Genomic DNA, 26257 nt, shown 5'->3' with positions numbered 1-26257 from the left:
CGCTAACGGACGCGGCAACGAATGCGCGCGCCGGGATGCGTCTCGGCGCTTTTTGTTTGGAAAGACACGACGATGAAAATCCGCAACAGCCTCAAGTCGCTGAAGAAGCGCCACCGCGATTGCCGCGTCATCCGGCGCCGCGGTCGCACCTATGTCATCAACAAGACCAATCGCCGGTTCAAGGCCCGCCAGGGCTGATTCGGCTTGACGATCCGGCCCCGCGCGACGCGGCGGCCGGACGGGTTCAAACGGCCTGCCTCCCCACGGAGCGCGGGCCGTTCGCCGTCTGGGGGCTGTCATGAGTGACGATAATCGCGCCGTCGTGTTCGACGTGGGCCGGGTGCTGTTCCAGTGGCAGCTTCGCGCCCTGTTCGAAAAGCTGATCGAGGACCCGGCGGAGCTCGACTGGTTCCTCGCCAATGTCGTGAGCGAGGAATGGCATTTCCAGCACGACCGCGGCATGACGCTGGCCGAGATGCTGTGCGCGCGCATCGCCGAATTCCCGCAGCAAGCGCTGCTCATCGCGGCCTATGCCGCGCGCTTCAATGAAACCGTGCCGGGCGAGGTCGAAGGCGTCCACGACATCGTGCGCCGGCTGGCGGATCGCGGCGTGCCGCTTTTCTGCCTGACCAATTTCGGCGACGAACTGTTCGCCCGGTTCCGGCCCGAACAGCCGATCTTCGACCTGTTCGAGGACATCATCGTTTCCGGAACCGAACGGATCGCGAAGCCCGATGCGCGCATCTACGAGATCGTCGAGCGGCGCAGCGGGCGCAGCGGCGGAGCGCTGTTCTTCACCGACGACAATCCCGACAATGTCGAGGCGGCGCGGGCGCGCGGCTGGGACGCCCACCTGTTCAGCGATGCCGCCGCGCTCGAACGGCAGCTGGCGCAGGCGGGCCTGCTCTGAGACGAAGCGGCCCCCGGATCGCGCGCCGGTTGGGGACAGGCCGCGCGCCGGGGGCCGGAGGGTCGCCCGCGCCGGAGCGGCGCACGGGCGACGGGGGATAGGGGGCGGATCAGTTGCCGTTGCACTTCGCCAGCTTGTCCGCCTCGAGCTCCTTGCCGCGCGCGGCGAAGGCCGTGATCTCGCCGAATTCGCGGTTGAGATCGCGGCAGACGTTGATCGGCCGCGAATTGCCCTTGTTCGCAACGCAGATGTCGCCCTTGCACGCCCAGGCGACGCCGCCCGCGACCGCGCGCGTTTCGGCCGCGGGCTGGGCGAGCCTGGCGATGTGATAGGGGCCGTCCCTCGCTTCGACCGGGTAAGGGACGGCGGCAGTGCCGAAGATCGCCGCGGTGCAGGCGAGCGCGGCGACCAGGATCGGGCGGCAATGCGTGCGGGAGAGGGTCATGTCGGTGTCCTTTCGCGGCGGGGCTTTGGCTTGGCCTGCGGTATCGGGTTTCGATTCGAAACTCATTGCGCCAAGCAGTTACAGTGACAGATTTCAAGTTGCAACCAGAAACCTAAATTTTCCCCTCACCCCTGCCCCGCTACATTTTGCCTCGCGCCCGATTGCGCGTAGAGTGCGCGGCGCAACGACAAGGCTTTCGAAAGGAGCTGACATGGGCGATATCAGGGAGCCGCTGCGCGATCTCATCGAATGCGGCCTGCCGCAGGCGCTCGAGGTGATGGGCGAACGCTGGTCCTTCATGATCCTGCGGGCGAGCTTCAACGGGCTCAAGCATTTCGAGGAATTCCTGAGCGAGCTCGGCATTGCCCGCAACATCCTCTCGAACCGCCTCGCCAAGCTGGTCGAGCACGGCATCCTCAAGCGCGAACCGTGCGAGGACGACCGGCGCAAGATCGAATACCGGCTCACCGAGAAGGGCTTCGACCTCCTGCCCGCGATGATCGCGCTGCGCCAGTGGGGGCAGAAATACGGTACCGAACCGGTCAAGGAGGACCCCGTGCTGGTCGACGCACGCGACCGCCTGCCGATCGGGCCGGTGTCGATCCTCGCCCATGACGGGCGGATCCTGGGCCACGAGGATCTCTGGCTCACCCGCCGGGCCGATCTCGGCAGGCGCGCCGACGGGAGCGTTGCCGAACCGGGCGGCGGGCTGGGCCGCGGGGATGTCGCCGAGCTCGAAGCAGGACGGAAATCCGCCGCCGGGTGATCGCCCCGCCTTACCACCAATCATCAGCAGGTGAGACATGAGCCGGGTCGCCACGGCGGACGTGCATTACATCCTGCGCCGCACCTTCGGCTTTTCCGGCTTTCGCGGACAGCAGGAGGCGGTGGTCACCCGCGTGCTCGCGGGGCTGCCGACGCTCGCGCTGATGCCGACGGGCGCGGGCAAGTCGCTGTGCTACCAACTGCCCGCGCTCGCGCTCGACGGGACGGCGATCGTCATCTCCCCGCTGATCGCGCTGATGCACGACCAGATTCGCGCGGCCGACGCGCTCGGCATCCGCGCCGCCTCGATGACCTCGGCCGATGCCGACAATGCCGCCACCGCCGCGGCGCTGAAAGCGGGCGAACTGGACCTTCTCTACGTCGCCCCGGAACGGGCGACCACGCCTGGGTTCGAGGCGCTGCTGGCGCAGGCGAAGCTGTCGCTCTTCGCGATCGACGAGGCGCATTGCGTGTCGGAATGGGGGCACGATTTCCGGCCCGACTACCGGATGCTGCGCCCCCTGCTCGACCGTTTCGCCGATGTCCCGCGCCTTGCGCTGACCGCGACCGCGGACGAGGTGACGCGCGCCGACGTCCTGCGCCAGCTCGGCATTCCCGACGACGGGCTCGTCGTCGCCGGATTCGACCGGCCGAACATCCGCTATGCCATCGGCCCGCGCGCCAATGCGGGCCAACAGGTCGCCGATTTCGTCAGGCGCACGAGCGGGGCGGGGATCGTCTATGCGAACAGCCGCGCCGCGACCGAGCGGCTGGCCGAGCAGATCGCGCGGACCGGGCGGCCGACCGGTTTCTATCACGCCGGCCTTCCCCCCGAACGGCGCAGCGCGGTGCAGGCCGAATTCGTGGCCTCCGAGGACATGGTGATGGTCGCGACCATCGCCTTCGGCATGGGGATCGACAAGCCCGACGTGCGGTTCGTCGTCCACGCCGGGCTGCCCAAGTCGATCGAGGCCTATTACCAGGAAACGGGCCGCGCCGGGCGCGACGGGGATCCGGCCGAAGCCGCCCTGTTCTGGAGCCCGAATGACTTCGCCCGCGCGCGCCAGCGCCTGTCCGAGGTCGAGGAGCACCGCCTCCCCGGCGAACGCGCGCGATTGGACGCGCTTGCCGGTCTCGTCGAGACGCCGGGTTGCCGCCGCGCCATCCTGCTGCGCCATTTCGGCGAGGATCCGCCCGCATCCTGCGGCAATTGCGACAATTGCGAAAACCCGCCGAGGCTGGTCGATGCGACCGAGCTTGCCCGCAAGCTGCTCTCGGCGGTCTATCGCACCGGGCAGAGCTTCGGCATGGGCCATATCGAGAAGGTGCTGCTCGGCCGCGCGGACGAGCGCGTGACCAGCCGCGAGCATGATCGGCTGTCGGTGTTCGGCATCGTCGGCGAGGAGGAGGCGCCGCTGCTGCGCCCGCTGGTGCGCAGCCTCACCGCGCACGGGATGCTGACCACGACCGATCACGGCGGCCTCGCCCTCGGCCCGGCGGCGCGCCCCGTGCTGAAGGGCGAGCGCCCGGTCACCATCGCCGAGCCGCCCGCGAAGAAGCGGAGCAGGGCGCGCACGCAGGCGGCGAACCCGGTCGGCGACCCGCTGTTCGACGCGCTGCGGGCCAAGCGCAAGGCGCTGGCGAGCGAACGCGGCGTTCCGGCCTATGTCATCTTCCACGACAGCGTGCTGCGCGACATGGCGCGCGAACGGCCCGAAACGCTGCGCGAACTGGGCGAATTGCAGGGCGTCGGGGCGACGAAGCTCGAAACCTACGGCGCGGATTTCATCGCCGTGATCCGCGATTCCTTCCGGGCCTGATCCTCACCGCGCGACGGCCTGGCGGTAGTCGATCCGGATACGCACCCAGGACCCGACCTGCGAACGCCCGCCGATGATCGCCGGGCGCACGCGAAACTGCCACGCGGCCGCCAGCACCGCTCGCCCGATCTGCGAACCGCGCGGGGTTTCGGCCAGAAGCTCGCAGTCCTCGACCCGGAAATCGGGCACCGTCCGGCACGCGATCAGCGCGGCCCCCGGCCCCGATGCGGTCGAGAGATAGCCGGCGAGGTCCTGCCGCGTCGGTTCGCGATACCAGCGCGCGGCATACATCGGCTCGCCATTGGGCGCGGTGCCCACCCGTTCACTGTCGTTCGCTGCCCCGGGCGGGCCGGAATCGACCGGGCCATAGGCGCGGTCGGACCGGATCACCGCCTTCGGGGGCGAACGCTTCGGCCGCGGCTCGGCCGGGGGCGGGGCGGGTGCGGGTGCGGGCTGCGGGGCAACGGGCCGGGGCAGGGGCAGCTCCAGCGCCGGCGGGAGGGCGAGCTCGGGCGGTTCGAGCGGCGGCTCTTCCGCGCGTTCCGGTTCGGGCGGGCGGGGAACCGGCTCGGCCTCGCTTTCGGCGGCTTCGGGCTGGGCCTGCTCCTCTTCTTCCGAAGGCGTCTCCGCCGGCAGGTTGCGCGCCTCGAAGGTCACGGGAGCGGGCGAATCGCCGTCCCCCTCGACGACGTTCCACCCGAGCGTGAGGAGCAGCGCGATGACGACCAGTTCCGCCAGCACCGTCGCCGCGATCCCCGCGATCCGGCGGCGCAGTGCGCCGTCGTCCGCGGCCCCGGCAGCGGTAAAGGATCGGGAGCGATCGGCAGAGGGGAGGGTGACGTCGGACAAGCTCGGCTCGTGCGGGGAGGGTGCGTGCGTGCGGCTTGCTAGCAGCAATGGCCGGGCCTTGCAGGACCGATCTTTCTCGCCGCGCGGCCGGGGCGCTTTCTCATTCCGCCGCTTCGAGCAGTTCCACCGTTTCGCGCGTCGGCGGCAGCGCGTCTTCGGGGCGGTAGCTCGCGGTCAGCTTGCGCGCGAGATCGCGGGTGAGCAGCGCGTTGAGCGCATTGCCGAGATTGGGATGGCGCCGCCCCAGCCGCCGCAGGGCATCGGCATCCCATTCGACATAACGCACCCCCGGCGGCGCGACCGTGGTGGCGGTGGTCTTGCGCTTGAGCACGAAAGCGATCTCGCCCACGAAGTTGTCCTGCGGCAGTCGGAACAGGCGCTCGCCCTTCTGGACCGAGATGATCCCCTCGAACACGTAGAACAGCGCACCCGAAGGCTCCGCCTCGCGGGTGAGGACGGTGCCGTCGGGATCCTCTGCCACGCGCCACTGCGCGAGCTTGAGGATGCGCCGGAACTGGCCCGGGGTGAGCGTTTCGAAGGCGTCGAACAGGCGCTTTGCGTCGGGCGACAGGCGGAAGGTCGTCCGTTCGAGCAGCACTTGTGCGAGCACGTAGCAATTGGCGAGGATCATCAGCACGCTGGTGACGATCGCGTCCCACAGCGGCGGGTCTAGCGCGAAGTAGTAATAGGCGATGTAGATCACCGTCGAGACGATGATGAGCGAGCGCAGCGGCAGCTCGTCGCGGATGAAGAACGCGAAGAGCATCAGCGCGGCGGCGATCTGGATCAGCCAGGCGGGGTCGAAGGCGATAAAAGGGGTCCGGTGCTATCTGGTGCCGATGAACTGGCGATAGCTCAAAGCCTCCGCGATGTGCACCCTCCCGACGCCCTCGCTGCCCGCCAGATCGGCGACGGTGCGCGCGACGCGCAGCATCCTGGTGTAGCCGCGCGCGGACAGGCGCAGCTTTTCCGCCGCCTGCACCAGCAGCGCCCGGCCAGCTTCGTCCGGGGAGGCGAAGCGTTCCAGCCTGTCCCCTTCGAGTTCGGCATTGGAGCGCACGCCGCGCGCCTTCTGCAGCTCGCGCGCGGCGGCGACCCGGGCGGCGACCGCGGCGCTGCCTTCGGCGGGCGGGGGCAGGGCGAGGTCCATCGCGGAGACGGCGGCGACGTGCACGTGGAGGTCGATCCGGTCGAGCAGCGGGCCGGAAAGGCGCGCCTGGTATTCGCTCGCGCAGCGCGGGCCCCGCGCGCAGGCGTGCCCCTGCTCGCCCGCATGGCCGCAGCGGCACGGGTTCATCGCCGCGATCAGCTGCACCCGCGCGGGGAAGGTGACATGGGCATTGGCGCGCGCGACATCGACCTGGCCTGTCTCGAGCGGCTGGCGCAGCGAATCGAGCACCGGGCGCTGGAATTCGGGCAGTTCGTCGAGGAAAAGCACGCCAAGATGGGCAAGGCTGACCTCGCCCGGGCGCACCTTGAGCCCCCCGCCCGTCAGCGCCGCCATGCTCGCCGAATGGTGCGGCGCGCGGAACGGGCGGGCGCGGCTGATCCTCCCGGCCTCGAGCGCGCCCGCGACCGACTGCACCATCGACACCTCGAGCGCCTCGGCCGGGGTGAGTTCGGGCAGGATGCCGGGCAGGCAGCTCGCCAGCAGGCTCTTGCCGGATCCGGGCGGGCCGACCATCAGCAGGTTGTGCCCCCCGGCGGCCGCGATCTCGAGCGCGCGCTTGGCGGTTTCCTGTCCCTTCACCTGCGCGAGATCGGGCGCGGGCGGGGCCTCGACGATGGTGCCGCGTTCGGGTTCGGGGAGGACCAGCGAGCCCTTGAGATGGGCGAGCAGGCTGGGGAGGTCCCTGGGCGCCAGCACCGGGATGCCGCTCGCCCAGCGCGCCTCGGGGCCTTGCTCGGCCGGACAGATGAGACCCGCTTCCGCCTCGCTCGCATGGAGCGCGGCGACGAGGACGCCGGGGCTAGCAACGATCCGCCCGTCGAGGGCGAGTTCGCCCACCGCGATCCAGTCGCCCAGCTGCTCGGCATCGGTCACCCCCATCGCGGCCAGCAGGGCGAGCGCGATCGGGAGGTCGTAATGCGATCCGTCCTTGGGCAGGTCCGCGGGGGAGAGGTTGATCGTGATCCGTTTCGGCGGGAGCGACAGGCCCATGGCCGACAGCGCCGCCTGCACCCGTTCGCGGCTCTCGCTCACGGCCTTGTCGGCCAGCCCGACAATCGCGAATCGCGGCAGGCCCGAGGCGACCTGGCATTGGACTTCGACCGCGCGCGCCTCAAGCCCGAGATAGGCGACGGTCCGAACCAGTGCGACCACGCAAACCCCCTCCCCGATCGGATTCACCCGTTAATCATGATTGTGCAGGCTTCGGTGATGGTTGTCGAGTTAGTTTGGCTGGCGTTAGTTGGTTGGCAGACTATTCACGATCTCGGAAAATAATAACAAGAATCGATATGCACTCTCCGGAACGATCGGTTCATGCGCCCAGTTGCGGAACCGAATAAGCCGGTCTCTATTAAGAGAATATAATCGAATGATGCTAATTCGGGGGCCCATAATCTCGAGGGGCAGATTTCGTGTTGCCATTCGTAAATCCAGTCGGAACAAGCGTATCCGATACTAAGGCAAATATCCGAAGCTTCGATGTCGTCTCCTGGGCGTCGAAAGGCCTTGCCCTGGCGCTCGCGGCGCTTGTGGCCATGGTCCTGCCGGCGGGGGAAGCGCGAGCGCAGGGCGCGCGCGCAGACCACGGCCCGGTCGTCGTCTCGGTGCACCGCTGGGTCGAGGAATGGGACCCGGCCGCGCGGCGCTGGGTCAAGGTCGAGGACACGCAGACACCGGCCGACAACGGGTCCGAAAATTTCCGGCCGACGGCGTCGAGCACGCGGCTCGAAATCCGGGGCGGGGCCTTCGCGCGCCTTGCCGGACCGATCGATCTTTCGACTGACGTCCACAAAGCGGCGGGCCACCAGGTATCGGGACGGCGTGGTCCTGCTGTCCTGCGTTACGGCCCGTTCGAGGTGCGCGGAAGGAACCGGGCCGCGCTCGTCGGCGCGACCGATGCGCGCACGCCCGGCCAGTTCGACGCCATGCTGCGCGACTTTCCCGGGCTGCAGGTGATCGAGCTGGTGGAAGCGCCGGGCACCAGCAACGACATCGCCAACCTGGCGCTCGGGCGCCGTATCCGGGAAGCCGGGCTCCATACCCACGTGCCCACCGGCGGATCGGTGCGATCGGGCGCGGTCGAGCTCTTCCTCGCGGGAGAGACCCGCTCGATCGACCGGGGCGCGCGATTCGCCGTGCACAGCTGGCTCGACACGCACGGCCGGGAGGCGCACGATTTCGCCCCCGGCGCGCCCGAACATCGCATGTATCTCGACTATTACATGGAGATGGGGATGAGCGCCCGGCGCGCGCGCGCCTTTTACGACATGACCAATTCGGTCCCGCACCACAGCGCGCTGTGGCTGCGTTCGGACGAAATGCGGCAATGGATCGACCCCGCATCGCCGGACCTCGCGCCGCGCAATCCGGCGCGCCGCCTGCTGCGCGAACAGCCGGTGCTGGCCCTGCAGGACGGAGCCCGCGCGCTGTCTCCCCTGCTCGATGCGTCGGTGGAATTGCTGGCAGAACCGCTCGATGCCTTGCCGGTCATTGCCTATGGCGACGTGATCCGCGTTGCCCCGGTATCGCCGCCCGCCATCGCCTGGTCCCGGATCGTCTTGCGCGACAGCTGAGCTTGACTCGCACGGGCTGCGAGCCTATTTGCGCGCGCCTGCATTCAATCGCGAGGCTCTGCGTGTTTCTTTCGCAGCGACCTCCCACATTACCGGGCTCGTGCGGGAATGGGTTCCACCCCGCCGGGTCCGCCAGGATATCGAGGACGACATGAAGCGGACTTTCCAGCCCAGCAATCTCGTGCGCAAGCGCCGCCACGGCTTCTTCGCGCGCAAGGCGACCCCCGGCGGCCGCAAGGTCCTGCGCCTGCGTCGCCGCCGCGGCCGCAAGAAGCTTTCGGCGTAATTTTCTGGCGCCCTCGGGCGCCGGGCGCGGGCCATCCGGCTCGCCTGGCTTTCGCGGCATGAGCCGCGGCGGGCAGTCGCCCTTGCGGGCTCCCTTCGGGAGCCCGTTTGTCTTACGGTGACACGCGTGATTTCCGTCCTCACCCGCCGCGCCGATTTCCTTGCCGCCAACCGGGGCGCCCGCAACGCCAAGGCGGGCTTCGTCCTCCTGACCAGGCCCAATGGGGGGCAGGGGATGCGCTACGGCATCACCGTCACCAGGAAGATCGGCAACGCGGTCGTTCGCAACCGGATGAAACGGCGCTTTCGCGAACTCGTCCGCGCGGTGCTGCCCGAACACGGCCTGCCCGATCACGACCACGTCCTCATCGGGCGCAGCGGCGGGGTGGAGCGTGATTTCGAGGTCATGCGCGCCGAACTGGTCGGGGCGCTGGAACGGGCGCGATCGGGCCGGAGCGATCCGGGCCGGGGGCGCCGCCCGCGCCGCGGCCCGCGCCGCGCAGGCCGGCGGTGAGGCGCGCCGGCATGGACGGCGCCGGCCACCCGGTCTAGGTTCGCGCGCGAAGCCCCCGGAGCCCCGACCCATGAAACACGCGCTCATCCTCATCGCCCGGGCGTGGCAGATCGGTCCCTCGCGCCTCCTTCCGCCGACCTGCCGCTACGCCCCTTCCTGCAGCGAATACGCGATCGAGGCGCTGTCGCGACATGGCGCGCTCAAGGGTGGATGGATGGCGATTAAGCGGCTAATGCGCTGCCACCCCTGGGGCGGCCACGGCTACGATCCGGTCCCCTGAGGCAGCCCGCCGGGACCGCTCCGCGCCCGGCACTTCGAGAACACACGCTAAGACGCCAGCTTCGGAAACCGACTATCTTGGACACTCGCAATCTCGTCATCGCCGCGGCGCTTTCCTTCCTGCTTATCGTGGGTTGGGATTACGGCATGCGCTATTTCTATCCCGAAGCCTCGATCAGCGCGGCGGTCTCGCCCGAGGCGGATGCCCCGGTCGCCTCGAAGGTCGAAGGCCCGGCGGCGGGCGACCTGGCGAGCGCGGCACCGGACGCGGCGCGCCGCGGCGACCCGGCGATGAGCGGGCCGGTCGACCTGTCCTCCGCACTCGAGAGCGGGACGCGGGTCGCGATCGACGCGCCGCGCGTGGCGGGTTCGATCAACCTCGTCGGCGCGCGGATCGACGACATCGTGCTCAAGGACCACCGCGAGAGCGTGGACAAGGATTCGGGCCCGGTCCGCCTCTTCGCCCCCGATCGCACCGAGGTGCAGCATTTCGCCGAACTCGGCTTCGTCACCGGCGACGGCAAGCTTCCCGCCGACACGCTGTGGCAGGCGAACGGGGAGCAGCTGACGCCCGAAACCCCGGTCACGCTCACCCATGAGGCGGACGGGCTGACCTACCGGATCGAGCTTTCGATCGACGACAATTACATGCTCACGGCGCGCCAGAGCGTTTCCAACAGCGGCTCGTCGGGCGCGATCGTGCAGCCTTTCGCGCTGCTCAAGCGCACCAGCCGGACTGCGACCGCCGACGAATTCCTTGTCCATTCCGGCCCGGTCGGGGTGTTCGGGGGATCGCTGTTCGACGGCAATAACTACGAGGAACTGGCCGAGCTCGGCCGCGACACGCCCCCCGGCCAGCCCGCCTGGCTCGGGTTCACCGACCGTTACTGGCTGTCCGCATTGATCCCCGGCGACGGGGAAGGCGCGGTCAATCGTGCGGGCTTCTATTCGCTGGGCGACGGCCTGTTCAGCACCGAGCTGCGCTACGACGCTCAGCCGGTCCCGGCCGGCCAGACGCTCGCGCAGGAGACCCGCCTGTTCGTCGGCGCGAAGGAGAGCAAGCTGCTCGATGCCTACGAGGAAGGCCTCGGGATCGAGAATTTCGGCCTCGCGATCTCCTGGGGCTGGTTCCAGATCATCGAGAAGCCGCTGCTCTGGCTGCTGCGGAACCTCAATGCGCTCACCGGCAATTTCGGCGTCGCCATCATCCTGCTGACCGTGATCATCCGCGGCCTGCTGTTCCCGATCGCGCAGAAACAGTTCGCGAGCATGGCCCAGATGAAGGCCGTCCAGCCCAAGATGAAGGCGATCCAGGAACGCTACAAGGACGACAAGCAGAAGCAGCAGCAGGAGATCATGAAGCTCTACAAGGACGAGAAGGTGAACCCGCTCGCCGGGTGCCTGCCGCTTCTCATCCAGATCCCGATCTTCTTCGCGCTCTACAAGGTGCTGATCCTCGCGATCGAGATGCGGCACGAATCCTTCATCGATTTCTGGATCCGCGACCTTTCCGCGCCTGATCCGTGGACGATCCTCAACCTGTTCGGCCTGCTCCCCTACGAGGTGCCGGGCTTCCTCGGCATCGGCGTGCTCGCGATCCTGCTCGGCATCACGATGTGGCTCACCTTCAAGCTCAACCCGAGCGCGATGGACCCGATGCAGCAGCAGATCTTCAACATCATGCCATGGATCCTGATGTTCGTGATGGCGCCCTTCGCCGCGGGCCTCCTGATCTACTGGGTGACCTCGAACATCCTTACGCTGGCCCAGCAGAGCTATCTCTATTCCAGGCATCCCCAGCTGCGCGCGCAGGCGGAAAAGGACAGGGCGGAGATGGCGAAGAAGAGCGCGGGCGCGGACGGCGACGCGAAGAAGAAGGGCAAGGCGTGACCGAGCCGGAGGAGCGCGAGCGACAGGTCCGGGAAGACGTCGCCTCGCGCCTCTTTTCGGGGCGGGTCGAATTCCTCCTTTCCGCCCCGCAATTGAAGTTCCTGCCCGACCCCACCGTGCCCGAGATCGCCTTCTGCGGGCGCAGCAATGTCGGCAAGTCCTCGCTCCTCAACGCGCTGACCGGGCGCAGGGCGATCGCCCGTGCGTCGGTCACGCCGGGGCGCACGCAGGAGCTCAATTTCTTCGAGGTGGGCGAGCCGACCCTGTTCCGGCTGGTCGACATGCCCGGCTATGGTTTTGCCAAGGCGCCGGTGAAGGTGGTCGAGCGCTGGAAGAACTTGGTGAAGAGCTATCTGCGCGGGCGGCAGGTGCTGGCGCGCAATCTCGTGCTGGTCGACAGCCGCCACGGCCTCAAGGACGTCGACCGCGAGATGATGCGGATGCTCGACGAGGCGGCGGTGGGATACCGCATCGTGCTGACCAAGGCCGACAAGGTGAAGGCGAGCGAGCTGGAGCGCGTCGCGAACAAGGTCGCGGAGGAAGCGCGCCGGCACCCCGCAGCCTATCCCGAACTCCATCTCACCAGCGCGGAAAAGGGCATGGGGATCGCCGCCCTGCGTGCGGCGGTGGTCGCCGATGCGCTGGGCGAGGAATGGTTCTCGGCCTGAGCGCGGCGCGGATGGTCCCGATCGAACCCCTTACCGTGCGAACAGCTGCGCCGGGTCCGCGAAGGCCTTGAACTCGAGCGCATTGCCGGCGGGATCGCGCAGGAACATCGTCGCCTGTTCGCCCGGCTGCCCCCTGAAGCGCACGGTCGGCTCGATCACGAATTCGCAGCCCGCGGCGCGCAGGCGTTCGGCGAGCGCTTCCCACTCGGCCATTTCCAGCACCAGCCCGAAATGCGGGACCGGCACGCCGTGGCCGTCGACATGGTTGCTCGCCCGGTCGCCCGCCCCGCCCGGCGCGAGGTGGGCGACGATCTGGTGGCCGTGGAAGTCGAAATCGATCCATTCTTCAGAGGACCGCCCCTCGGCGCAGCCCATCACCCCGCCGTAGAAGCGCCGCGCGGCGTCGAGGTCGTCGACCGGGAAGGCGAGGTGGAATGGGGCGAGCGGCATGGCGGCGAATCTCCGGTTGGCGCGGTCCGTCTAGCCCGTTCCGGCTCGACAGCCAAAGCCTCCATGCCTACCTGCGTCATTCACCGCCGCGCGGCCTACGCGACGCGGCGCCGCTTGCAAGGTGGAGCAGGAGAGCCATGAAGCTCATCATCGGCAACAAGAACTATTCGAGCTGGTCGCTGCGCGGCTGGCTCGCGGCGAAGCAGTCGGGCCTGCCCTTCGAAGAGATCACCGTGCCGATCATGGGCGAGGACTGGGACCGCGCCAAGGCCGACATGGGCGAGGTCCAGCCCTCGCGCGGAAAGGTGCCGATCCTGTGGGACGGCGATGCGGTGGTGTGGGACAGCCTCGCGATCATGGACTATCTCGCCGACAAGGTCGGGCGCGACCGGTTCTGGCCCAAGGACGACGCGGCGCGCGGCATGGCCCGTTCGATGGTGGCGGAGATGCACTCCTCCTATGCCGCCCTGCGGCGCGAACTGCCGATGAACATCCGCCGCCGCGTCCAGCTCGACGGGGTGAGCGAGGAAACCCGGCACGATATCGTCCGCATCCTCGGCCTGTGGGCGGAGGCGCGCGCGCGCCACGGCAAGGGCGGGCCGTTCCTGTTCGGGACCTTCGGCGCGGCGGACATCATCTATGCCCCGGTGGTTTCGCGCTTCATCACCTACGGGGTGCCCGTTCCCGGTTTCGCGCAGGGATACATGGAGGCGATCTGGGAACATGACTGGATGAAAAGCTGGATAGATGCGGCGGAGAACGAGGAATGGGTGATCGAGCAATACGAAACCGTCGGCTGAGCGCGGCGGCACTGCCGGGTGCGCTGGCCGTGCTGGTGCTCCTGGCGTTTCTAACGGGGCTGGTCGCGCCGGGCGAGGCGCGCGCCTGGGGCTTCTATGCGCACCGCAAGACCGCCGAGATCGCCGAGGCGAACGTCTCGCCCGCGACGCGCGCCAAGATCCGCCGGCTGATGCGCTCCGAACGGCTGGTCGGCACGCCCGACTGCGCGCTGTCGACGATCGAGGACGCGAGCGTGTGGCCCGACTGCATAAGGCGCGATTTCGCGCGCTGGGGCTACACCGCGGCGTGGCACTATCGCACCGCGCCGATCTGCGAGGCCTATGACCCGCGCGCCAACTGTCCCGGCGGGTCCTGCGTCACCGGCCAGATCGAGCGCGCGCACCGGGTGCTCGCCGACGAAAGCCTGCCCGACAATATCCGGCTGGAGGCGCTCGCCTTCATGGTCCATTTCGCGGGCGACGTGCACATGCCGCTCCATTCCGGCGACAAGGGCGACCGCGGCGGGAACGACCGCGAGGCCGCCTACGGCATCAAGCCGGGGCTCAACCTCCACTCCATCTGGGACGGTCCGCTGGCCGAGCGGGCGATCAGCGACCCTGCCGATCCGGTGGTTCGCCGCTATTCCCCCGCCGAACGCGCCGACCTCGGCGGCGGCACGCCCGCCGACTGGGGGCGTGAAAGCTGGCGGATCAGCCGCGATTTCGTTTACCCGACCGCCTTCGACACCGAGGACGTCTGCGGGAGCGAGCTGCCGATGGAGACGAAGCTCAGCCAGGAGGACATCGCCCGCGGCGTGCCGATCGCGAAACGGCGCGTGCAGCAGGCTGGCATCCGCATCGCGCAGCTTCTCGAAAGCGCCTTCGCGCCCGGCCCGCTGCCGCCCCCGGAACGCCGCTAGGCGAGGCGTTCGGTATCGTAGCGGGTCCCGTCCTTGCGGAAATAGCCTTCCGGCGAAAAGGTCATGTCGATGTCGGAATACACGCCTTCGTCCGATGCCGCGTCGCCCGCGCTGATCGCGGCATAGACGAAAGGCTGGTCGGAGCGGTTCTGCAGGTGGTGCCCGTTCGGCTCGCCCGCGGGCCAGGCCAGCACGTCGCCCGCGCGCACGGGCGTTTCGCCGCCATCCTCGACCAGCACCGCTTCGCCCGCGAGCACGACGACCAGTTCGTCGAGCCCCTTGTGCCAGTGGCGCTGGGATGACCACGCCCCCGGCTCGAGCACGACATGGCTTGCGCCCATGTTGGTGAGGCCGGCAACCGGCGCGAGTCGCCGCCACCAGCGTCCGCGCACGGCGGCAGCGAAGGGCGCGGGATAGCCGGTCGCATTGGTCTGTTCGATGGCATCGAGATCGAGCTTGGGCATCGGCGCATTCTCCTGCTAGCGGGGGGAGGATGAGCGAGACCCTTGACCTTGCCAAGCGGCTGATTGCCGCCCCCAGCATCACTCCTGCGACCGGCGCGGTGTTCGACGAGCTCGAAGCAATGCTCGCCCCGCTCGGTTTCGCGGTGCACCGGTTCACCCGCGGCGAGGGCGCGGAGGGCAGCGACGAGGCGCCGGTCGAAAACCTCTTCGCGATCCGGCGGGGACCCGAGCCGTGCGCCCATTTCGCCTTTGCGGGCCATCTCGACGTGGTCCCGCCGGGAGAGGGCTGGGCGAGCGATCCCTTCGAGCCGACGGTGCATGGCGACCTGCTGCACGGGCGCGGCGCGGTCGACATGAAGAGCGCGATCGCCGCGATGGTCAGCGCCGCCGCCGCGGTCCCGCGCGAAGCGGGGACGATCAGCTTCCTCGTCACCGGGGACGAGGAAGGCCCCGCGCTCCACGGGACGCGGGCGCTGATCGACTACATGGACGCGCAAGGCATCCGTCCGGACCTGTGCCTCGTCGGGGAGCCCACCAGCGTCAACCGGCTCGGCGACATGATGAAGATCGGACGGCGCGGCTCGGTCAACATCTGGCTGGCGGTCGAAGGCGTGCAGGGCCACGTCGCCTATCCGCATCTGGCCGACAACCCGATCCCGAAACTCGTCGCGATGCTGGCCGAACTCGACGCGCTGGTGCTCGACACGGGGACGGACTGGTTCCAGCCCACCAATCTTGAAATCACCGACATCGAGGTCGGCAACCGCGCGCACAACGTGATTCCCGCCGCCGCCAGGGCGCGCATCTCGATCCGGTTCAACGATCTCCATTCGGGCGCGAGCCTGTCCGAACGCGTCGTCGCCATCGCCGAAAAGCACGGCGGCACGGCCCTGCCGATCATCTCGGGCGAACCCTTTCTCACCGAACCGGGGCCGTTTTCCCGGCTGGTCGCCCAGGCGATCGAGGCCGAGACCGGCCTCAGGCCCGAACTGTCGACCACCGGCGGGACCTCGGACGCCCGGTTCCTGCGCGCGGTGTGCCCCGTGATCGAATTCGGCCTCTGCAACGCGACGATGCACAAGCGCGACGAGGCGGTGGCCGTGGAAGACCTCGATGCGCTAGCCCGCATCTACGCGCGCGTGGCCGAAGGCGCGCTCGCGCTCGGCATGAAGCAGGGGGCCTGAGGCTTCGCATGAAAACATGGTTCGCAATTCCGCTGTGGCAGCGCGTGATCGGCGCGCTGGTGCTCGGCATCGTGGTCGGCTTCCTGTGGGGGCCGGGCGCGGAAAGCATCAAGATCGTCGGCGACATCTTTATCGCCTTCATCAAGATGCTGGTTGTGCCGCTGATCTTCTTCAGCTTGGTCGCGGGCGTCGCCTCCATCGGGGACCTGAGGAAGCTCGGCAGCGTCGGCTGGCGCGCGCTGGTGCTGTTCGTGGTGACGGGGCAGATCGCGGTCTGGCTGGGCCTTGCCATCGGCACCCTGCTCGCCCCCGGATCGGGGATCGACGGGCGGAGCATGGCTTTCGACGAGGCCACGCTCGAAAACGCGCAGAACCGTCGCGAAAACGCGCAGGGCTTCGAGGAGATGATCCTCGAGGTCATCCCGTCGAGCCCGGTGCAGGTCATGGCGGACGTCAATGTCCTGCCGCTGATCGTCTTCGCGCTCCTCATCGGGATCGGCATCCTGATGGCGAAGGAGGAGGGCGAGCCGGTCCTCAGGATCTTCGATAGCGGCAACGCCGTCATGCAGAAGGTGACGATGATCGTGATGGAACTGACCCCCTTCGGCGTCTTCGCGCTGATGGCCTGGGTCGCGGGCACGCTCGGGCTCGACGCGCTGCAGGCGCTCGGCATCCTCGTCGCGCTCAACTATGTCGGCTGCCTGCTCATCATCGGGATCGTCTACGCCGGCATGATCAGGTTCATCGCCCGCCTGCCGGTGATCGACTTCTTCCGCGGCATCGCCGACGCGATCGCGGTGAGCTATTCGACCGCGAGCTCCAACGCGACGCTGCCCGTCACGCTGCGCTGCGCCGAGCGGAACCTCGGTGTTTCCAATTCGGTGGCGAGCTTCGTGATCGCGCTGGGCGCGACGATCAACATGAACGGGACCGCGATGTATCTCGGCCTTGCGACCCTGTTCGGGGCGCAGGCGTTCGGCGTGGACCTGTCATGGGCGGACTATTTCACCATCTCGGTGCTCGGCACGCTGGGCGCGATCGGGGCGGCGGGGATTCCGGGGGCGGGCCTCATCATGATGGTGCTGGTGTTCGGCGCGGTCGGCGTGCCGCTCGAAACGATCGCGCTGGTCGCGGGCGTCGACCGGATCATGGACATGATGCGGACCACCACGAACGTTTCGGGCGATGCGGCGGTGGCAACGACCGTGGCCAGCCTGACCGGCGAACTCGACCGGGCGGAAATGATCAGCGCGGACGACGTATAGTCTCGCCCTCGTTGAGCACGATCTTCTCCCCGTCCGCCCCCGTATCGGCGAGCTCCAGCGGTTCGAAGCTGCCCAGGTGGCACAGTGCGTTCGGGTTGCCGCCGAATTCGTCCTGCAGGGTCACGCTCATCCCGGAACAGATCTGGCTGCGCCCGAACCCGGCGGACTGGGTGAAGCCGTTGATGAGCACGCCCTCGCAGGGCAATTGCAGGCGGTTGATGAAGAACCGGCCGTCGTTCATGAAGACGACGCTGTTCTCGTCATTGACGACGAAGAAGGTATTGGCGGTCTGGAGGCAGCGGCGCGGCTCGCCCTCGGCGCGGACGAAGACCGTCGCCGCCCTCGGCCAGATGCGGGCATTGGAAACCTTGCTCTCGATCGCGCGATCGCCCGCCGGCGCGCTGACACAGCCGAGGGGGAGGAGCGCGATGGCGAGCGCTCCGCCTGTGGTCGCGGCCTTGCGGAACGTCATCTCGCCCTCTCTTTCCATCTGATTTATAGCCGGAAATCTCGCCCGGCAGCGGTGAACCGCGGCTGAACCCGGGCCTCCGCGACGCGCGCCTATTCGTCCTCGCCCTCCTCGTCCTCCTCGACATATTCAACCGGAACAAAGCGGCCGAGCCCGCAGCCCGCGCCGCGCTGGACCCCGCCGCCGATCTGCTGGAGCACGTAGATGATCTCCGCGCTGCACAGCTGGCTGATCTCGGTGTCGTAGGTGAAGGCTTCCCACAGGCCCAGCTGCGGGCAAGAATTGGCGAGGACGTTGCGGTAGACGCGCCCGCCGCGCATCTCGAAATCGATCACGTCGTCGCTCCGCACCGGCGTCTGGCGGATCTGCGCCAGCGGAATGCAGTTCTGCGCCTCTCCCACCACGCGCACGGGCGGGTCGTAGGCGGCCGGATCGTCGGAGCGTTCGCCCTCGTCCACGGGCGCGCAGGCGGCTGCCAGCGCGAAGAGCGGCAGAGCGGAAAAGGCCAGGGGTCTCGGCATCGTTCTCTCCTCCGGTGCGCTGTCCCATGCGCGCCCGGTCAGGCGCGCACCTTTTTCCTTTCCCCCTGTTTCGGGTCCTTTAGCACCTTCTTGCGGTAGCTGCACAGGTCGACCACCGGGCAGCGCCAGCATTCGGGCGTCCTCGCCTTGCAGACATAGCGCCCGTGCAGGATCAGCCAGTGATGGGCGTGCAGGCGAAACGGCTGCGGCACGCGCTTTTCGAGCTTCGCCTCGACCTGGTCCGGCGTCTTGCCCTTGGCAAGGCCGGTGCGGTTGCCGACGCGGAAGATGTGGGTGTCGACCGCGAAGGTTTCCTCGCCGAACCAGCAATTGAGCACGACATTGGCGGTCTTGCGCCCGACACCGGGCAGCCTGACCAGTTCCTCGCGGCTCGCCGGGACCTCGCCGCCATGCTCCTCGACGAGAATGCGGGAAAGGGCGATGACGTTCTTCGCCTTTGAATTGAACAGGCCGATCGTCCTGATGTGCGCGACAAGCCCCTCGAGTCCGAGGTCGAGCATCTGCTGCGGGGTCTCGACCTGCGCGAACAGCGCGCGGGTCGCCTTGTTGACCCCGACATCGGTCGCCTGCGCCGACAGCGCGACAGCGACGAGGAGCTGGAAGGCATTGCCGTATTCGAGCTCGGTGCGCGGTTCGGGATTGTCCTCGGCAAGGCGGCGGAAGAATTCGAAGATCTGGTCCCGCGTCACGGCATCGTGCCCTCGTCGTCGGACGGCGCCAGCCTGTCGCGATAGTTCTGCATGGCATCGGAAAAGGCCGCCGCGATGATCCCGGTGGGCATCGCGACAAGCCCGATCCCGCCCACCGCCACCACCGCCGCGAGCACCTTGCCGAGCGGGGTCATGGGTGAGACGTCGCCATAGCCCACGGTCGTGAGCGTGATAACCGACCACCACATCGCGCGCGGGATCGATCCGAACGCCTCGGGCTGGACCTTGCCTTCGGCCCAGTAGAGCGCGGTCGCCCCGCCCAGCAGCAGGACGAGGCCGAGCGCGCCCGTCACGAAAAGGTCGTAACGACGCTCGATCACCGCCGATCCGAGCGCCCTGAGCGCCATCGAGAAGCGCCCGAACTTGAGCAGCGCGGCGAGCCGGAAGAGCCGCAGGAGGCGCAGGATCGGCGCGCCGGGAAGGAGGAAGGGGACGATCGTGACGACCACTACGAAAAGGTCGACCAGCGCGAAGAAGGAGCGGATCCAGACGAATCGCTTGGCCCAGTCGCTCCCGGGGCCGGGGCGTTCGGCGACCGACCACAGCCGCGCGGCGTATTCGGCAAGGAAGAAGATGCCGAAGCCGAACTCGGCCCACAGGATCGCGCTGCGGTTTTCGCTCGCGAAGGCGGTTTCGGTGCCGATGATCGCGACCACGACCGAGGCGAGGATGGCGATGATGATCACCCGGTCCGCGCCCGTCATCCGCCCGTCGGCCCGGGCCGAGGCGAACAGTTGATGATAGGTACGCGCGCGCAGGACCGCCGGCTTGCGGTCGGGCGGGGAGCTGGGCGGTGTCGCCGGGGGCCTTGCTGGCGGGTTCACAGGCCGAGCACGTCCTCCATCCGGTAACGCCCCGGCTCGCGTCCGATCAGCCAGAGCGCACCCTTCACCGCGCCGCGGGCGAAGATCGCGCGGTCCTCGGCGCTGTGGGCGAGGGTGATGCGCTCCTCCTCGCCGGCGAAGATCACGCTGTGTTCGCCTGCGACCGTCCCGCCGCGCAGGGTGGCGAAGCCGATCGCGCCCCTTCGACGCTCGCCGGTGAAGCCGTGGCGTCCGCTCTCCATGTTGTCGGTGAGGGCGATCCCGCGCGCCTCGGCCGCCGCCTCCCCCAGCAGCTTGGCCGTGCCCGAGGGCGAATCGACCTTCATCCGGTGGTGCATTTCGAGCACCTCGATGTCCCATTCCGGCCCGAGCCGGGCCGCCGCCTCGCGCACGAGATGGGCGAGCAGCGTGATCCCGAGCGAGGTGTTGCCGGTCTGGAGCACGGGAATCGCCTTCGCCGCTTCGGCGATCATCGCGAAGTGCTCCTCCCCGAGCCCGGTCGTGCCGATCAGGATCGGGATGCCTGCCGCCCTGGCCGCGGCAAGACTGGCCTTGAGCCCGTCCGGCGCGGAAAAATCGACTGCCACCTCGCACTGGCCGAACAGGGGTTCGGGATCGCCGCCCCGGTCGACCCCGACGCGAAATTCGTGCCCCGCCTGCTCGATCGCGTCGGCCAGCGCCCGGCCCATGCGTCCCTTGTGTCCGATCACGGCAAAGCGCCGCGCTCCCTCGCTCATTGCCCCCTCCTTCGTTGCGGGCCTACGCCACCTGTGGTCAAAGGCGTTCATGGCAAAGTTCGAGCGTATCGTCATCCTCACAGGCGCAGGCGTTTCCGCCGAAAGCGGGATCGACACCTTCCGCGATGCCGGCGGCTTGTGGGAACGCCACCGGATCGAGGATGTCGCGACGCCCGAAGGCTTCGCACGCGATCCCGATCTCGTGCTCGGCTTCTACGACCAGCGGCGCGAGGCGCTGAAAGCGGTCGAGCCCAACGCCGCGCACCGTGCGCTCGCCCGGCTCGAGGCGGAGTTTCCGGGCGAACTGCTGCTGGTGACCCAGAACGTCGACAACCTCCACGAACGCGGCGGGTCGCGCGACGTGCTGCATATGCACGGCGAATTGTCGAGCGCGCTGTGCACCTCGTGCGAAATGCGCTCCCCCTGGGACGCGCCGCTCTCGGACCGACCGGCCTGCCCGGTCTGTCAGGCGCCGACGCTGCGGCCCGACGTGGTCTGGTTCGGCGAAATGCCCTACCGGATGGAGCGGATCTACGCGGCGCTCGGCAATTGCGACCTGTTCGTCAGCATCGGCACGAGCGGGGCGGTCTATCCGGCGGCGGGGTTCGTCCAGGAGGCGCTGATGAACGGCGCGCGCACGCTCGAACTCAATCTCGAGCCGAGCGAGGGCAGCCGCTACTTCACCGAATCGCGCCACGGTCCGGCGAGCGTCCTCGTGCCGGGATGGGTGGACGAGGTGCTGGCCGGCTGATCATTCCGGCCCGGACAGATCGATCGCCCACAGCGCCGCAGCGAGCGCGAGGCTCGCGATTACGAGGGCGGACGCGATGATCCTGAGCTTGAAGCTGCGGATGGGCGAGGCCTTGTGCGATTCCATCCGGTCCGTGACCCTGTCCGCGTTGCGTTCGGCCGCGACGAACACGAAAATGCCGGTGAGGATGAAGCAGGTCGCGATGACCTTCCCCGTCCAGGCCGGTTCGAGCTTGGCGAACAGCGCGTTGAAGCCGAGGCCAACCCCGACCGCGGCGAGGCCGGTCCGCATCCAGCCGGCGAAGGTCCGCTCGTTCGCCATGAGCGTGCGGTCTTCGGCCCAGTCCGTGCGATCCTCGGCGAGGTCGTCGCGGTCCTTCGAATCACCCATCGCGCTTCACCTGGTCGATGCCCACGAAAAAGGCCGGCTGCGGGGCCGGCCTTCCTCGATTTGCGGGTCGGCGCTTACGGGCGCGCCCTGGTCGGTTCGCCCCCGCCCTTGAACTTGTCTTCGGGATGCGGGCGGGGATTGCTCGGCGTTTTCCTTTTCATTTTCTGCCACTGCGAAAAGCCGAAGATGGCACCAGCGGAAAGAATGAAGAGATTGAGAAGTGTCATGAAATAATCCTTTCGTCTTGAACTTCCAACGAAAGGAGGACTTGCCGGTTCCGCGCCGCCGCTGCGCTGCGACGGGGCGAGACGCGTTCGCGTCAGGGCGTGGCGCAGGCCCGGCAGGCGGGATCCCTGGCGATGGTCAGCGTCCGCATCGCAGGCGTCATCCCGTCGAGCAGATGGAGCCGGCCCCATTGCGGCCGCCCGAACGCGCTCACCCCGTCCAGCAGCACGCGCACCGCCTGCATCGCCGCGAAGCTTCCGGTCCAGCCGGCCATCGCGCCAAGCATCCCGTCCTCGGCGCAGGTGTCGCAATCCTCGGCATCGAAGGCGTCGCCGACGAAGCAGCGGTAGCACGGCTGGTCCGGCAGGTGCCCGGCAAAGGCGCCGACCTGGCCCTGGAACCGGCCGACGGCGGCGGAAAGCAGCGGGACCCGCGCCGCGACGCAGGCATCGGAAACGGCGAGGCGGGTCGCGAAATTGTCGGTCCCGTCGAGCACGAGGTCGGCCCCGGCGACGATCCCGGCGGCGTTCCGGGCCGTCACCCGCGCATCGGTGATCTCGACGGCGAGCGAGTCGTCGAAATTGGCGAGCCAGCGCCGCGCGCTCGTCGCCTTGCCGTGGCCGACATCGCGGGTGGTGAAGATCGTCTGGCGCTGGAGGTTCGAGGCGTCGACCGTGTCATCATCGACGAGGGTGAAGCGCCCGATGCCGGCGCCAGCGAGATATTGCAGCGCGGGCGAGCCGATTCCGCCGAGGCCCATGACGACGACATGGCGCCGCGACAGCGCGACCTGCCCCGCGCCGCCGATCTCGGGGAGGACGATGTGGCGGGCGAAGCGGTCGAGGCGGCCTGGGGAAAGGGGTGTGGAAAGGCTCATGGACAGGCTGTTGGCATCCTGTGGAGCGCCTGTCGACAGGCCTGTGCAAAAGCGCGCGCGCGGCCGGTCGACAGGCCTGCCCGCAAGCCGGGGACGAGCTGTGGACAGCTTGGGGACAGACGCTCGCCGCCGCCTGTGGACAAGGCTGTCCACAGGCGGCGGAACCTAGGCGTGCCTCAACTTTCGAGCTGGCGCAGCAGGCTGCGCACGTCGCCGTCCATGTCGGCATCGCGCTGGCGCAGGTCCTCGATCAGGCGAACCGCGTGGATCACGGTCGAATGGTCGCGCCCGCCGAACTTGCGCCCGATCTCGGGATAGCTGCGGGGGGTCAGCACCTTCGACAGGTACATCGCCACCTGCCGCGGCCTGACGACGGCACGCGCGCGGCGCTTGGAGCTCATCTCGGCCCGGTCGATGCGGTAGAACTGGCACACGGTGCGCTGGATCTCGTCGATCGTGATCCGTCGGCGATTGGCGCTGAGGATGTCGGTCAGCTGCTCCTCGGCGAGTTGCAGCGACACTTCCTGCCCGGTCAGCTGGGCATAGGCGATCAGCTTGTTGAGGCCGCCGACCAGTTCGCGCACGTTGCGCGTGATCGTGCGGGCGAGGAAGTCGATCACGTCCTCGGGGACCGAAAGCGGGGCGAAGCGCGAAAGCTTGGATTCGAGGATCTTCTTGCGCAGCTCGATATCGGCCGCCTGGATATCGGCGACGAGGCCCATCGACAGGCGGGAAAGCAGGCGCGGCTCCACCCCGTCGAGCGCCTGCGGGGCACGGTCGGCGGCGAAGACCAGCCGCTTGCCTTCGGCGAGCAGCGCGTCGATCGTGTAGAGCAGTTCCTCCTGCGCCGACGCCTTGCCGATGATGAACTGGATGTCGTCCACCAGCAGCAGGTCGAAGCTCCTGAGGCGCGCCTTGAACTCGATCATCTGCTTGGCTTTGAGCGCCTGGACGAATTCGACCATGAAGCGCTCGGCCGAACAGTAGAAGATCCGCGCGCGCGGGTGCGCCTGGAGATAGGCGTGCCCGATCGCGTGGAGCAGGTGCGTCTTGCCCTGCCCGGTCGCGGCCTTGAGGTAGAGCGGCGAGAACTGCGGCTTCTCGTTCGCCGCCATGCGCTGCGCGGCGTTGCAGGCGAGCACGTTGGCATCGCCGGTGACGAAGGCGGCGAAGGTCAGCGAGGGGTCGAGCCCGACCGAGCCGGTGAAGCCGGCATCGCCGATCGTGCCCGCGGCGACCGCGATCGCGCTCGCCCCGTCATTGGCCGGCCGGCGCGGGGCGTCGAGATTGAGTTCGGGCAGCTGGCGACGGCCCGGGTGGACCTGCACGCGGACCTGGCGGACCTCGCTGCGCGCGATCTTCCAGGCGAGCTGGAGCCGCTCGCGGAAGCGGTCGTTGACCCAGTTTGCGGCGAATTCGGTCGGCAGGTAGAGATCGAGCGTGCCGGTCTCCTTGTCGATCCGGCCGAGCTGGATCGGCCTGATCCACTGGCTGTGAAGCTGATGGCCGAGATCCTTTCGCAGGCCCTGGCTGATATCGGCCCAGTCGGCCGCGAGGTTGACGGCTTCGGCGTCCTCCATGAGATCATCATCGGTGGAGCGACGCGCTGCCCGCGCCTTGTCTATTTTATGTACCATCACTTCCCCATTCCGTCCTCGCCCCGGGGCGCGAGCGTCCCGGGCGGTGCATCTCTTTTGCGACAGGCAAAAGCCGCCCACCCCCGGGAATCGCGGTCCCGCGGAAAACGTCCTGTCGATCAGCTTTCAAGAACCCGGACTGTCCCGCCCCGGGTGAGACAGGAATAAAGAACCGTTCGGCCCTCAAGGCAAGCAGCCGCGTTTAAAAAAAATGAAATAATCCTGTTGACTCGGCGCTATCCCGCAGGCCCTCGTTCAAGTGCCTGTTTTGCTTTGCGAAGCCCTAACCGTGCCGCGCGAATCGGCAGGTTTCCTAACATTTCGGGCGCGATCCGTTGTCATATTTGTCGTAATAAAAAGGGGCTGCGGCCAGACGGCGCAGCCCCTTTCGAATTGGCCGGACCGAGGCGGTCCGAAACCCGGTAGAATCACTTATGGCCGCCCGCTGATTCGCCCGCACGGGGCTCCGGGCAGGGCGGTGTCAGAGCGCGGCGACGCGCTTCGACAGGCGCGACATCTTGCGCGCGACGGTGTTCTTGTGGATCACCCCGCGGGCGACGCCGCGCTGCATTTCGGGCTGGGCCGCCTTGAGGGCAGTGGCCGCCGCGTCCTTGTCGCCGGATTCGATTGCCGTTTCGACCTTCTTGATGAAGCTGCGGATACGGCTCATGCGGGCGGTGTTGATTTCCGCGCGGCGGTTGTTGCGACGGATGCGCTTACGGGCTTGCGGCGTGTTGGCCATGGCTTTTTGTCTGTCTCGCGTTCGTTGTGACCGCAGGAATCGCGGCCGGAGGTGTCTCGGGTTGGTCGAAAGGGACGCCCGGAGCAGCTCTCCATGCGTCTGAAAGCGGGGCGCTTACCGCCGGAACGCACAAAGGTCAAGGATTCGCACGGGATCTCGCGCGGGGCAGCCCTGGCTGCGGGCGCTATCTCTGGCACCTGGGGCAGAACCAGGTGCTGCGCCCGCCTTGCGCGAAGCGGCGGATGGTCCCGCCGTCCGCGCGCCGGCAGGGCTCGTCGGTGCGCCCGTAGACGTCGAAGGAGCTCGCGAAATAGCCCAGTTCCCCGTCGGGTGCGGCATAGTCGCGCAAGGTCGAGCCGCCGTCGCGGATCGAGGCTTCGAGCACGTCCCGGATCGCGGGGACGAGCCTTGCGAGCTGCCCCCCCGTCACCTTGTCGCCGGCCTTGCGCGGATGGATCCGCGCCCGCCACAACGCCTCGCAGACATAGATGTTGCCGAGCCCGGCGACGATGCGCTGGTCGAGCAGGCACAGCTTGATCGCCTGGCTCCTGCCCGCGAGCGCGGCCTCGAGATACGCCGGGGTGAGGTCCCCGCCGAGCGGTTCGGGGCCCATCGCGGCGAATTGCGGCCAGGCTTCGAGCGCCGCGGTTTCGACGAGATCCACGGAACCGAAGCGGCGCGGATCGCACAGGGCGAAGCGGTGCCCCTCGGTCTCGATCACGAGGTGGTCGTGGACGTGCGGTTCGGCAGGGTCGATCCGCCAGCGCCCGCTCATGCCGAGATGGAAGATCATCGTGCGCCCGCGATCGGTGTGGAGGAGGCCGTATTTCGCCCGGCGGGCGAGCGCCGTCACCCGCGCCCCGGTCAGCACCTGCACGAGATCGGCCGGGAAGGGGCGCCTGAGGTCCGGCCGGTTCACCGCGACGCGCGCGATCCGCCGGCCTTCGAGGAAGCGGGCGAGCCCGCGCACGGTGGTTTCGACTTCGGGCAGTTCGGGCATTTCGGGCTGCTGTCATGGAACGGCGCGGACCGCGCCGGGAAGGGTCAGGGGGAGCGGCACGCTTTCGCCGGCTCTCCGCGCGAATACAAGGCCTTTGCCCCGCGCGCGATTCACCCTAAGGC

31 protein-coding genes are annotated in these 26257 nt (G+C 68.4%); 15 read left to right on the top strand and 16 right to left on the bottom strand.

Features of this window, described 5'->3' with window-relative positions:
• Window positions 1–72 precede the first annotated feature (72 nt).
• Window positions 73–198: a type B 50S ribosomal protein L36 gene (gene ykgO, locus BLU08_RS08605; protein WP_034905333.1), complete on the top strand. Its 126-nt coding sequence runs from the start codon at window positions 73–75 to the stop codon at window positions 196–198.
• A 100-nt stretch (window positions 199–298) separates the two neighbouring features.
• Window positions 299–910, top strand: coding sequence for an HAD family phosphatase (locus tag BLU08_RS08600; protein ID WP_090198242.1), 612 nt, complete (start codon window positions 299–301; stop codon window positions 908–910).
• Between the two features lie 109 nt (window positions 911–1019).
• Here BLU08_RS08600 and BLU08_RS08595 read toward each other — a convergent pair whose 3' ends face one another.
• Window positions 1020–1355 (bottom strand): hypothetical protein, encoded by a 336-nt coding sequence (locus tag BLU08_RS08595; RefSeq protein WP_090201180.1) that lies wholly within the window; start codon window positions 1353–1355, stop codon window positions 1020–1022.
• Window positions 1356–1566: 211 nt separating this feature from the next.
• Here BLU08_RS08595 and BLU08_RS08590 point away from each other — a divergent pair, with 211 nt between their 5' ends.
• Window positions 1567–2121, top strand: a complete 555-nt coding sequence (locus BLU08_RS08590) for a helix-turn-helix domain-containing protein (protein WP_090198240.1) — start codon at window positions 1567–1569, stop codon at window positions 2119–2121.
• Between the two features lie 37 nt (window positions 2122–2158).
• Window positions 2159–3940 (top strand): DNA helicase RecQ, encoded by a 1782-nt coding sequence (gene recQ, locus BLU08_RS08585; protein ID WP_090198237.1) that lies wholly within the window; start codon window positions 2159–2161, stop codon window positions 3938–3940.
• Window positions 3941–3943: 3 nt separating this feature from the next.
• Here recQ and BLU08_RS08580 read toward each other — a convergent pair whose 3' ends face one another.
• From BLU08_RS08580 to BLU08_RS08570, 3 genes are all read right to left on the bottom strand, one after another.
• Window positions 3944–4789: a hypothetical protein gene (locus BLU08_RS08580; RefSeq protein WP_090198235.1), complete on the bottom strand. Its 846-nt coding sequence runs from the start codon at window positions 4787–4789 to the stop codon at window positions 3944–3946.
• Between the two features lie 100 nt (window positions 4790–4889).
• Window positions 4890–5570: a cyclic nucleotide-binding domain-containing protein gene (locus tag BLU08_RS08575; RefSeq protein WP_255361274.1), complete on the bottom strand. Its 681-nt coding sequence runs from the start codon at window positions 5568–5570 to the stop codon at window positions 4890–4892.
• Window positions 5571–5615: 45 nt separating this feature from the next.
• Window positions 5616–7112 carry a YifB family Mg chelatase-like AAA ATPase gene (locus BLU08_RS08570; RefSeq protein WP_090201178.1) on the bottom strand — a complete coding sequence of 499 codons (1497 nt, stop codon included), beginning with the start codon at window positions 7110–7112 and terminating at the stop codon, window positions 5616–5618.
• 383 nt (window positions 7113–7495) lie between these two features.
• Here BLU08_RS08570 and BLU08_RS08565 point away from each other — a divergent pair, with 383 nt between their 5' ends.
• The 6 genes from BLU08_RS08565 (at window position 7496) to yihA (ending at window position 12169) form a co-directional block, all read left to right on the top strand.
• Window positions 7496–8533 carry a hypothetical protein gene (locus tag BLU08_RS08565; RefSeq protein WP_090198231.1) on the top strand — a complete coding sequence of 346 codons (1038 nt, stop codon included), beginning with the start codon at window positions 7496–7498 and terminating at the stop codon, window positions 8531–8533.
• A gap of 151 nt (window positions 8534–8684) precedes the next feature.
• Window positions 8685–8819 carry a 50S ribosomal protein L34 gene (gene rpmH / locus BLU08_RS08560; protein ID WP_034905346.1) on the top strand — a complete coding sequence of 45 codons (135 nt, stop codon included), beginning with the start codon at window positions 8685–8687 and terminating at the stop codon, window positions 8817–8819.
• A gap of 117 nt (window positions 8820–8936) precedes the next feature.
• Window positions 8937–9332 carry a ribonuclease P protein component gene (rnpA, locus tag BLU08_RS08555; protein ID WP_090198229.1) on the top strand — a complete coding sequence of 132 codons (396 nt, stop codon included), beginning with the start codon at window positions 8937–8939 and terminating at the stop codon, window positions 9330–9332.
• A gap of 70 nt (window positions 9333–9402) precedes the next feature.
• The gene (gene yidD / locus BLU08_RS08550) at window positions 9403–9612 is read left to right on the top strand and encodes a membrane protein insertion efficiency factor YidD (protein WP_090198227.1); all 210 of its coding nucleotides are present in this window, start codon (window positions 9403–9405) and stop codon (window positions 9610–9612) included.
• 74 nt (window positions 9613–9686) lie between these two features.
• Entirely contained in the window at window positions 9687–11501 is a 1815-nt protein-coding gene (gene yidC / locus BLU08_RS08545) for a membrane protein insertase YidC (RefSeq protein WP_090198223.1), read from the top strand.
• Window positions 11498–12169 carry a ribosome biogenesis GTP-binding protein YihA/YsxC gene (gene yihA / locus BLU08_RS08540; protein ID WP_090198220.1) on the top strand — a complete coding sequence of 224 codons (672 nt, stop codon included), beginning with the start codon at window positions 11498–11500 and terminating at the stop codon, window positions 12167–12169. The genes yidC and yihA overlap by 4 nt, the downstream gene beginning before the upstream one ends.
• A 30-nt stretch (window positions 12170–12199) precedes the next feature.
• On the opposite strand, the gene BLU08_RS08535 is transcribed toward yihA, so the two are convergent.
• Complete coding sequence (locus BLU08_RS08535) at window positions 12200–12619, bottom strand: VOC family protein (RefSeq protein ID WP_090198217.1); 420 nt, start codon at window positions 12617–12619, stop codon at window positions 12200–12202.
• Between the two features lie 137 nt (window positions 12620–12756).
• Between BLU08_RS08535 and BLU08_RS08530 the strand changes: the two genes are divergently transcribed.
• Window positions 12757–13419 (top strand): glutathione S-transferase family protein, encoded by a 663-nt coding sequence (locus tag BLU08_RS08530; RefSeq protein WP_090198214.1) that lies wholly within the window; start codon window positions 12757–12759, stop codon window positions 13417–13419.
• Window positions 13386–14318: a S1/P1 nuclease gene (locus BLU08_RS08525; protein ID WP_090198212.1), complete on the top strand. Its 933-nt coding sequence runs from the start codon at window positions 13386–13388 to the stop codon at window positions 14316–14318. The genes BLU08_RS08530 and BLU08_RS08525 overlap by 34 nt, the downstream gene beginning before the upstream one ends.
• Here BLU08_RS08525 and BLU08_RS08520 read toward each other — a convergent pair.
• Window positions 14315–14782 (bottom strand): cupin domain-containing protein, encoded by a 468-nt coding sequence (locus BLU08_RS08520; protein WP_090198209.1) that lies wholly within the window; start codon window positions 14780–14782, stop codon window positions 14315–14317. The genes BLU08_RS08525 and BLU08_RS08520 overlap by 4 nt on opposite strands.
• A 29-nt stretch (window positions 14783–14811) precedes the next feature.
• On the opposite strand from BLU08_RS08520, the gene dapE reads away from it, so the two are divergent.
• Window positions 14812–15966: a succinyl-diaminopimelate desuccinylase gene (dapE, locus tag BLU08_RS08515; protein ID WP_090198206.1), complete on the top strand. Its 1155-nt coding sequence runs from the start codon at window positions 14812–14814 to the stop codon at window positions 15964–15966.
• 8 nt (window positions 15967–15974) lie between these two features.
• Complete coding sequence (locus BLU08_RS08510; RefSeq protein ID WP_090198201.1) at window positions 15975–17231, top strand: dicarboxylate/amino acid:cation symporter; 1257 nt, start codon at window positions 15975–15977, stop codon at window positions 17229–17231.
• Here BLU08_RS08510 and BLU08_RS08505 read toward each other — a convergent pair.
• The 5 genes from BLU08_RS08505 to dapB form a co-directional block, all read right to left on the bottom strand.
• Entirely contained in the window at window positions 17212–17703 is a 492-nt protein-coding gene (locus BLU08_RS08505) for a hypothetical protein (RefSeq protein WP_090198198.1), read from the bottom strand. The two genes, BLU08_RS08510 and BLU08_RS08505, sit on opposite strands and share 20 nt — an antisense overlap.
• Before the next feature lie 89 nt (window positions 17704–17792).
• Window positions 17793–18221, bottom strand: coding sequence for a hypothetical protein (locus tag BLU08_RS08500; RefSeq protein WP_090198191.1), 429 nt, complete (start codon window positions 18219–18221; stop codon window positions 17793–17795).
• A gap of 38 nt (window positions 18222–18259) precedes the next feature.
• Window positions 18260–18931, bottom strand: a complete 672-nt coding sequence (nth, locus tag BLU08_RS08495; protein ID WP_090198186.1) for an endonuclease III — start codon at window positions 18929–18931, stop codon at window positions 18260–18262.
• Window positions 18928–19656: a potassium channel family protein gene (locus tag BLU08_RS08490; protein WP_090198181.1), complete on the bottom strand. Its 729-nt coding sequence runs from the start codon at window positions 19654–19656 to the stop codon at window positions 18928–18930. The genes nth and BLU08_RS08490 overlap by 4 nt, the downstream gene beginning before the upstream one ends.
• A 116-nt stretch (window positions 19657–19772) precedes the next feature.
• Window positions 19773–20513 carry a 4-hydroxy-tetrahydrodipicolinate reductase gene (gene dapB, locus BLU08_RS08485; protein WP_090198178.1) on the bottom strand — a complete coding sequence of 247 codons (741 nt, stop codon included), beginning with the start codon at window positions 20511–20513 and terminating at the stop codon, window positions 19773–19775.
• Window positions 20514–20562: 49 nt separating this feature from the next.
• Between dapB and BLU08_RS08480 the strand changes: the two genes are divergently transcribed.
• Complete coding sequence (locus BLU08_RS08480) at window positions 20563–21264, top strand: NAD-dependent deacylase (protein ID WP_090198176.1); 702 nt, start codon at window positions 20563–20565, stop codon at window positions 21262–21264.
• Here BLU08_RS08480 and BLU08_RS08475 read toward each other — a convergent pair whose 3' ends face one another.
• The 5 genes from BLU08_RS08475 to mutM all read right to left on the bottom strand — a co-directional run bounded on the left by BLU08_RS08475 (window position 21265) and on the right by mutM (window position 26135).
• Entirely contained in the window at window positions 21265–21654 is a 390-nt protein-coding gene (locus BLU08_RS08475; RefSeq protein WP_090198173.1) for a YidH family protein, read from the bottom strand.
• Between the two features lie 319 nt (window positions 21655–21973).
• Complete coding sequence (locus BLU08_RS08470) at window positions 21974–22756, bottom strand: HesA/MoeB/ThiF family protein (protein ID WP_090198170.1); 783 nt, start codon at window positions 22754–22756, stop codon at window positions 21974–21976.
• A 176-nt stretch (window positions 22757–22932) separates the two neighbouring features.
• Window positions 22933–24336 (bottom strand): chromosomal replication initiator protein DnaA, encoded by a 1404-nt coding sequence (dnaA, locus tag BLU08_RS08465; RefSeq protein WP_369816771.1) that lies wholly within the window; start codon window positions 24334–24336, stop codon window positions 22933–22935.
• A 538-nt stretch (window positions 24337–24874) separates the two neighbouring features.
• Complete coding sequence (rpsT, locus tag BLU08_RS08460; RefSeq protein WP_090198163.1) at window positions 24875–25135, bottom strand: 30S ribosomal protein S20; 261 nt, start codon at window positions 25133–25135, stop codon at window positions 24875–24877.
• Window positions 25136–25319: 184 nt separating this feature from the next.
• Window positions 25320–26135: a bifunctional DNA-formamidopyrimidine glycosylase/DNA-(apurinic or apyrimidinic site) lyase gene (gene mutM / locus BLU08_RS08455; RefSeq protein ID WP_090198160.1), complete on the bottom strand. Its 816-nt coding sequence runs from the start codon at window positions 26133–26135 to the stop codon at window positions 25320–25322.
• Between the last annotated feature and the right edge of the window lie 122 nt (window positions 26136–26257).

Origin of the sequence: Erythrobacter sp. HL-111 (assembly GCF_900105095.1) — a bacterium.
GTDB lineage: Bacteria > Pseudomonadota > Alphaproteobacteria > Sphingomonadales > Sphingomonadaceae > Erythrobacter.
Note: the sequence above shows the minus strand (reverse complement) of the source record. Positions and strands in the feature narration are given on the sequence as shown.

Coding starts and splice junctions, on each gene's coding strand:
- BLU08_RS08470 (WP_090198170.1), bottom strand. CDS start 22,756: ATGAGCCTTTCCACACCCCTTTCCCCAGGCCGCCTCGACCGCTTCGCC.
- BLU08_RS08565 (WP_090198231.1), top strand. CDS start 7,496: ATGGTCCTGCCGGCGGGGGAAGCGCGAGCGCAGGGCGCGCGCGCAGAC.
- BLU08_RS08530 (WP_090198214.1), top strand. CDS start 12,757: ATGAAGCTCATCATCGGCAACAAGAACTATTCGAGCTGGTCGCTGCGC.
- BLU08_RS08475 (WP_090198173.1), bottom strand. CDS start 21,654: ATGGGTGATTCGAAGGACCGCGACGACCTCGCCGAGGATCGCACGGAC.
- rpsT (WP_090198163.1), bottom strand. CDS start 25,135: ATGGCCAACACGCCGCAAGCCCGTAAGCGCATCCGTCGCAACAACCGC.
- BLU08_RS08505 (WP_090198198.1), bottom strand. CDS start 17,703: ATGACGTTCCGCAAGGCCGCGACCACAGGCGGAGCGCTCGCCATCGCG.
- dnaA (WP_369816771.1), bottom strand. CDS start 24,336: ATGGAGGACGCCGAAGCCGTCAACCTCGCGGCCGACTGGGCCGATATC.
- yidD (WP_090198227.1), top strand. CDS start 9,403: ATGAAACACGCGCTCATCCTCATCGCCCGGGCGTGGCAGATCGGTCCC.
- BLU08_RS08520 (WP_090198209.1), bottom strand. CDS start 14,782: ATGCCCAAGCTCGATCTCGATGCCATCGAACAGACCAATGCGACCGGC.
- ykgO (WP_034905333.1), top strand. CDS start 73: ATGAAAATCCGCAACAGCCTCAAGTCGCTGAAGAAGCGCCACCGCGAT.
- BLU08_RS08590 (WP_090198240.1), top strand. CDS start 1,567: ATGGGCGATATCAGGGAGCCGCTGCGCGATCTCATCGAATGCGGCCTG.
- recQ (WP_090198237.1), top strand. CDS start 2,159: ATGAGCCGGGTCGCCACGGCGGACGTGCATTACATCCTGCGCCGCACC.
- BLU08_RS08525 (WP_090198212.1), top strand. CDS start 13,386: ATGGGTGATCGAGCAATACGAAACCGTCGGCTGAGCGCGGCGGCACTG.
- BLU08_RS08600 (WP_090198242.1), top strand. CDS start 299: ATGAGTGACGATAATCGCGCCGTCGTGTTCGACGTGGGCCGGGTGCTG.
- mutM (WP_090198160.1), bottom strand. CDS start 26,135: ATGCCCGAACTGCCCGAAGTCGAAACCACCGTGCGCGGGCTCGCCCGC.
- BLU08_RS08595 (WP_090201180.1), bottom strand. CDS start 1,355: ATGACCCTCTCCCGCACGCATTGCCGCCCGATCCTGGTCGCCGCGCTC.
- BLU08_RS08510 (WP_090198201.1), top strand. CDS start 15,975: ATGAAAACATGGTTCGCAATTCCGCTGTGGCAGCGCGTGATCGGCGCG.
- BLU08_RS08535 (WP_090198217.1), bottom strand. CDS start 12,619: ATGCCGCTCGCCCCATTCCACCTCGCCTTCCCGGTCGACGACCTCGAC.
- BLU08_RS08480 (WP_090198176.1), top strand. CDS start 20,563: ATGGCAAAGTTCGAGCGTATCGTCATCCTCACAGGCGCAGGCGTTTCC.
- BLU08_RS08490 (WP_090198181.1), bottom strand. CDS start 19,656: ATGACGGGCGCGGACCGGGTGATCATCATCGCCATCCTCGCCTCGGTC.
- rpmH (WP_034905346.1), top strand. CDS start 8,685: ATGAAGCGGACTTTCCAGCCCAGCAATCTCGTGCGCAAGCGCCGCCAC.
- BLU08_RS08500 (WP_090198191.1), bottom strand. CDS start 18,221: ATGCCGAGACCCCTGGCCTTTTCCGCTCTGCCGCTCTTCGCGCTGGCA.
- dapE (WP_090198206.1), top strand. CDS start 14,812: ATGAGCGAGACCCTTGACCTTGCCAAGCGGCTGATTGCCGCCCCCAGC.
- dapB (WP_090198178.1), bottom strand. CDS start 20,513: ATGAGCGAGGGAGCGCGGCGCTTTGCCGTGATCGGACACAAGGGACGC.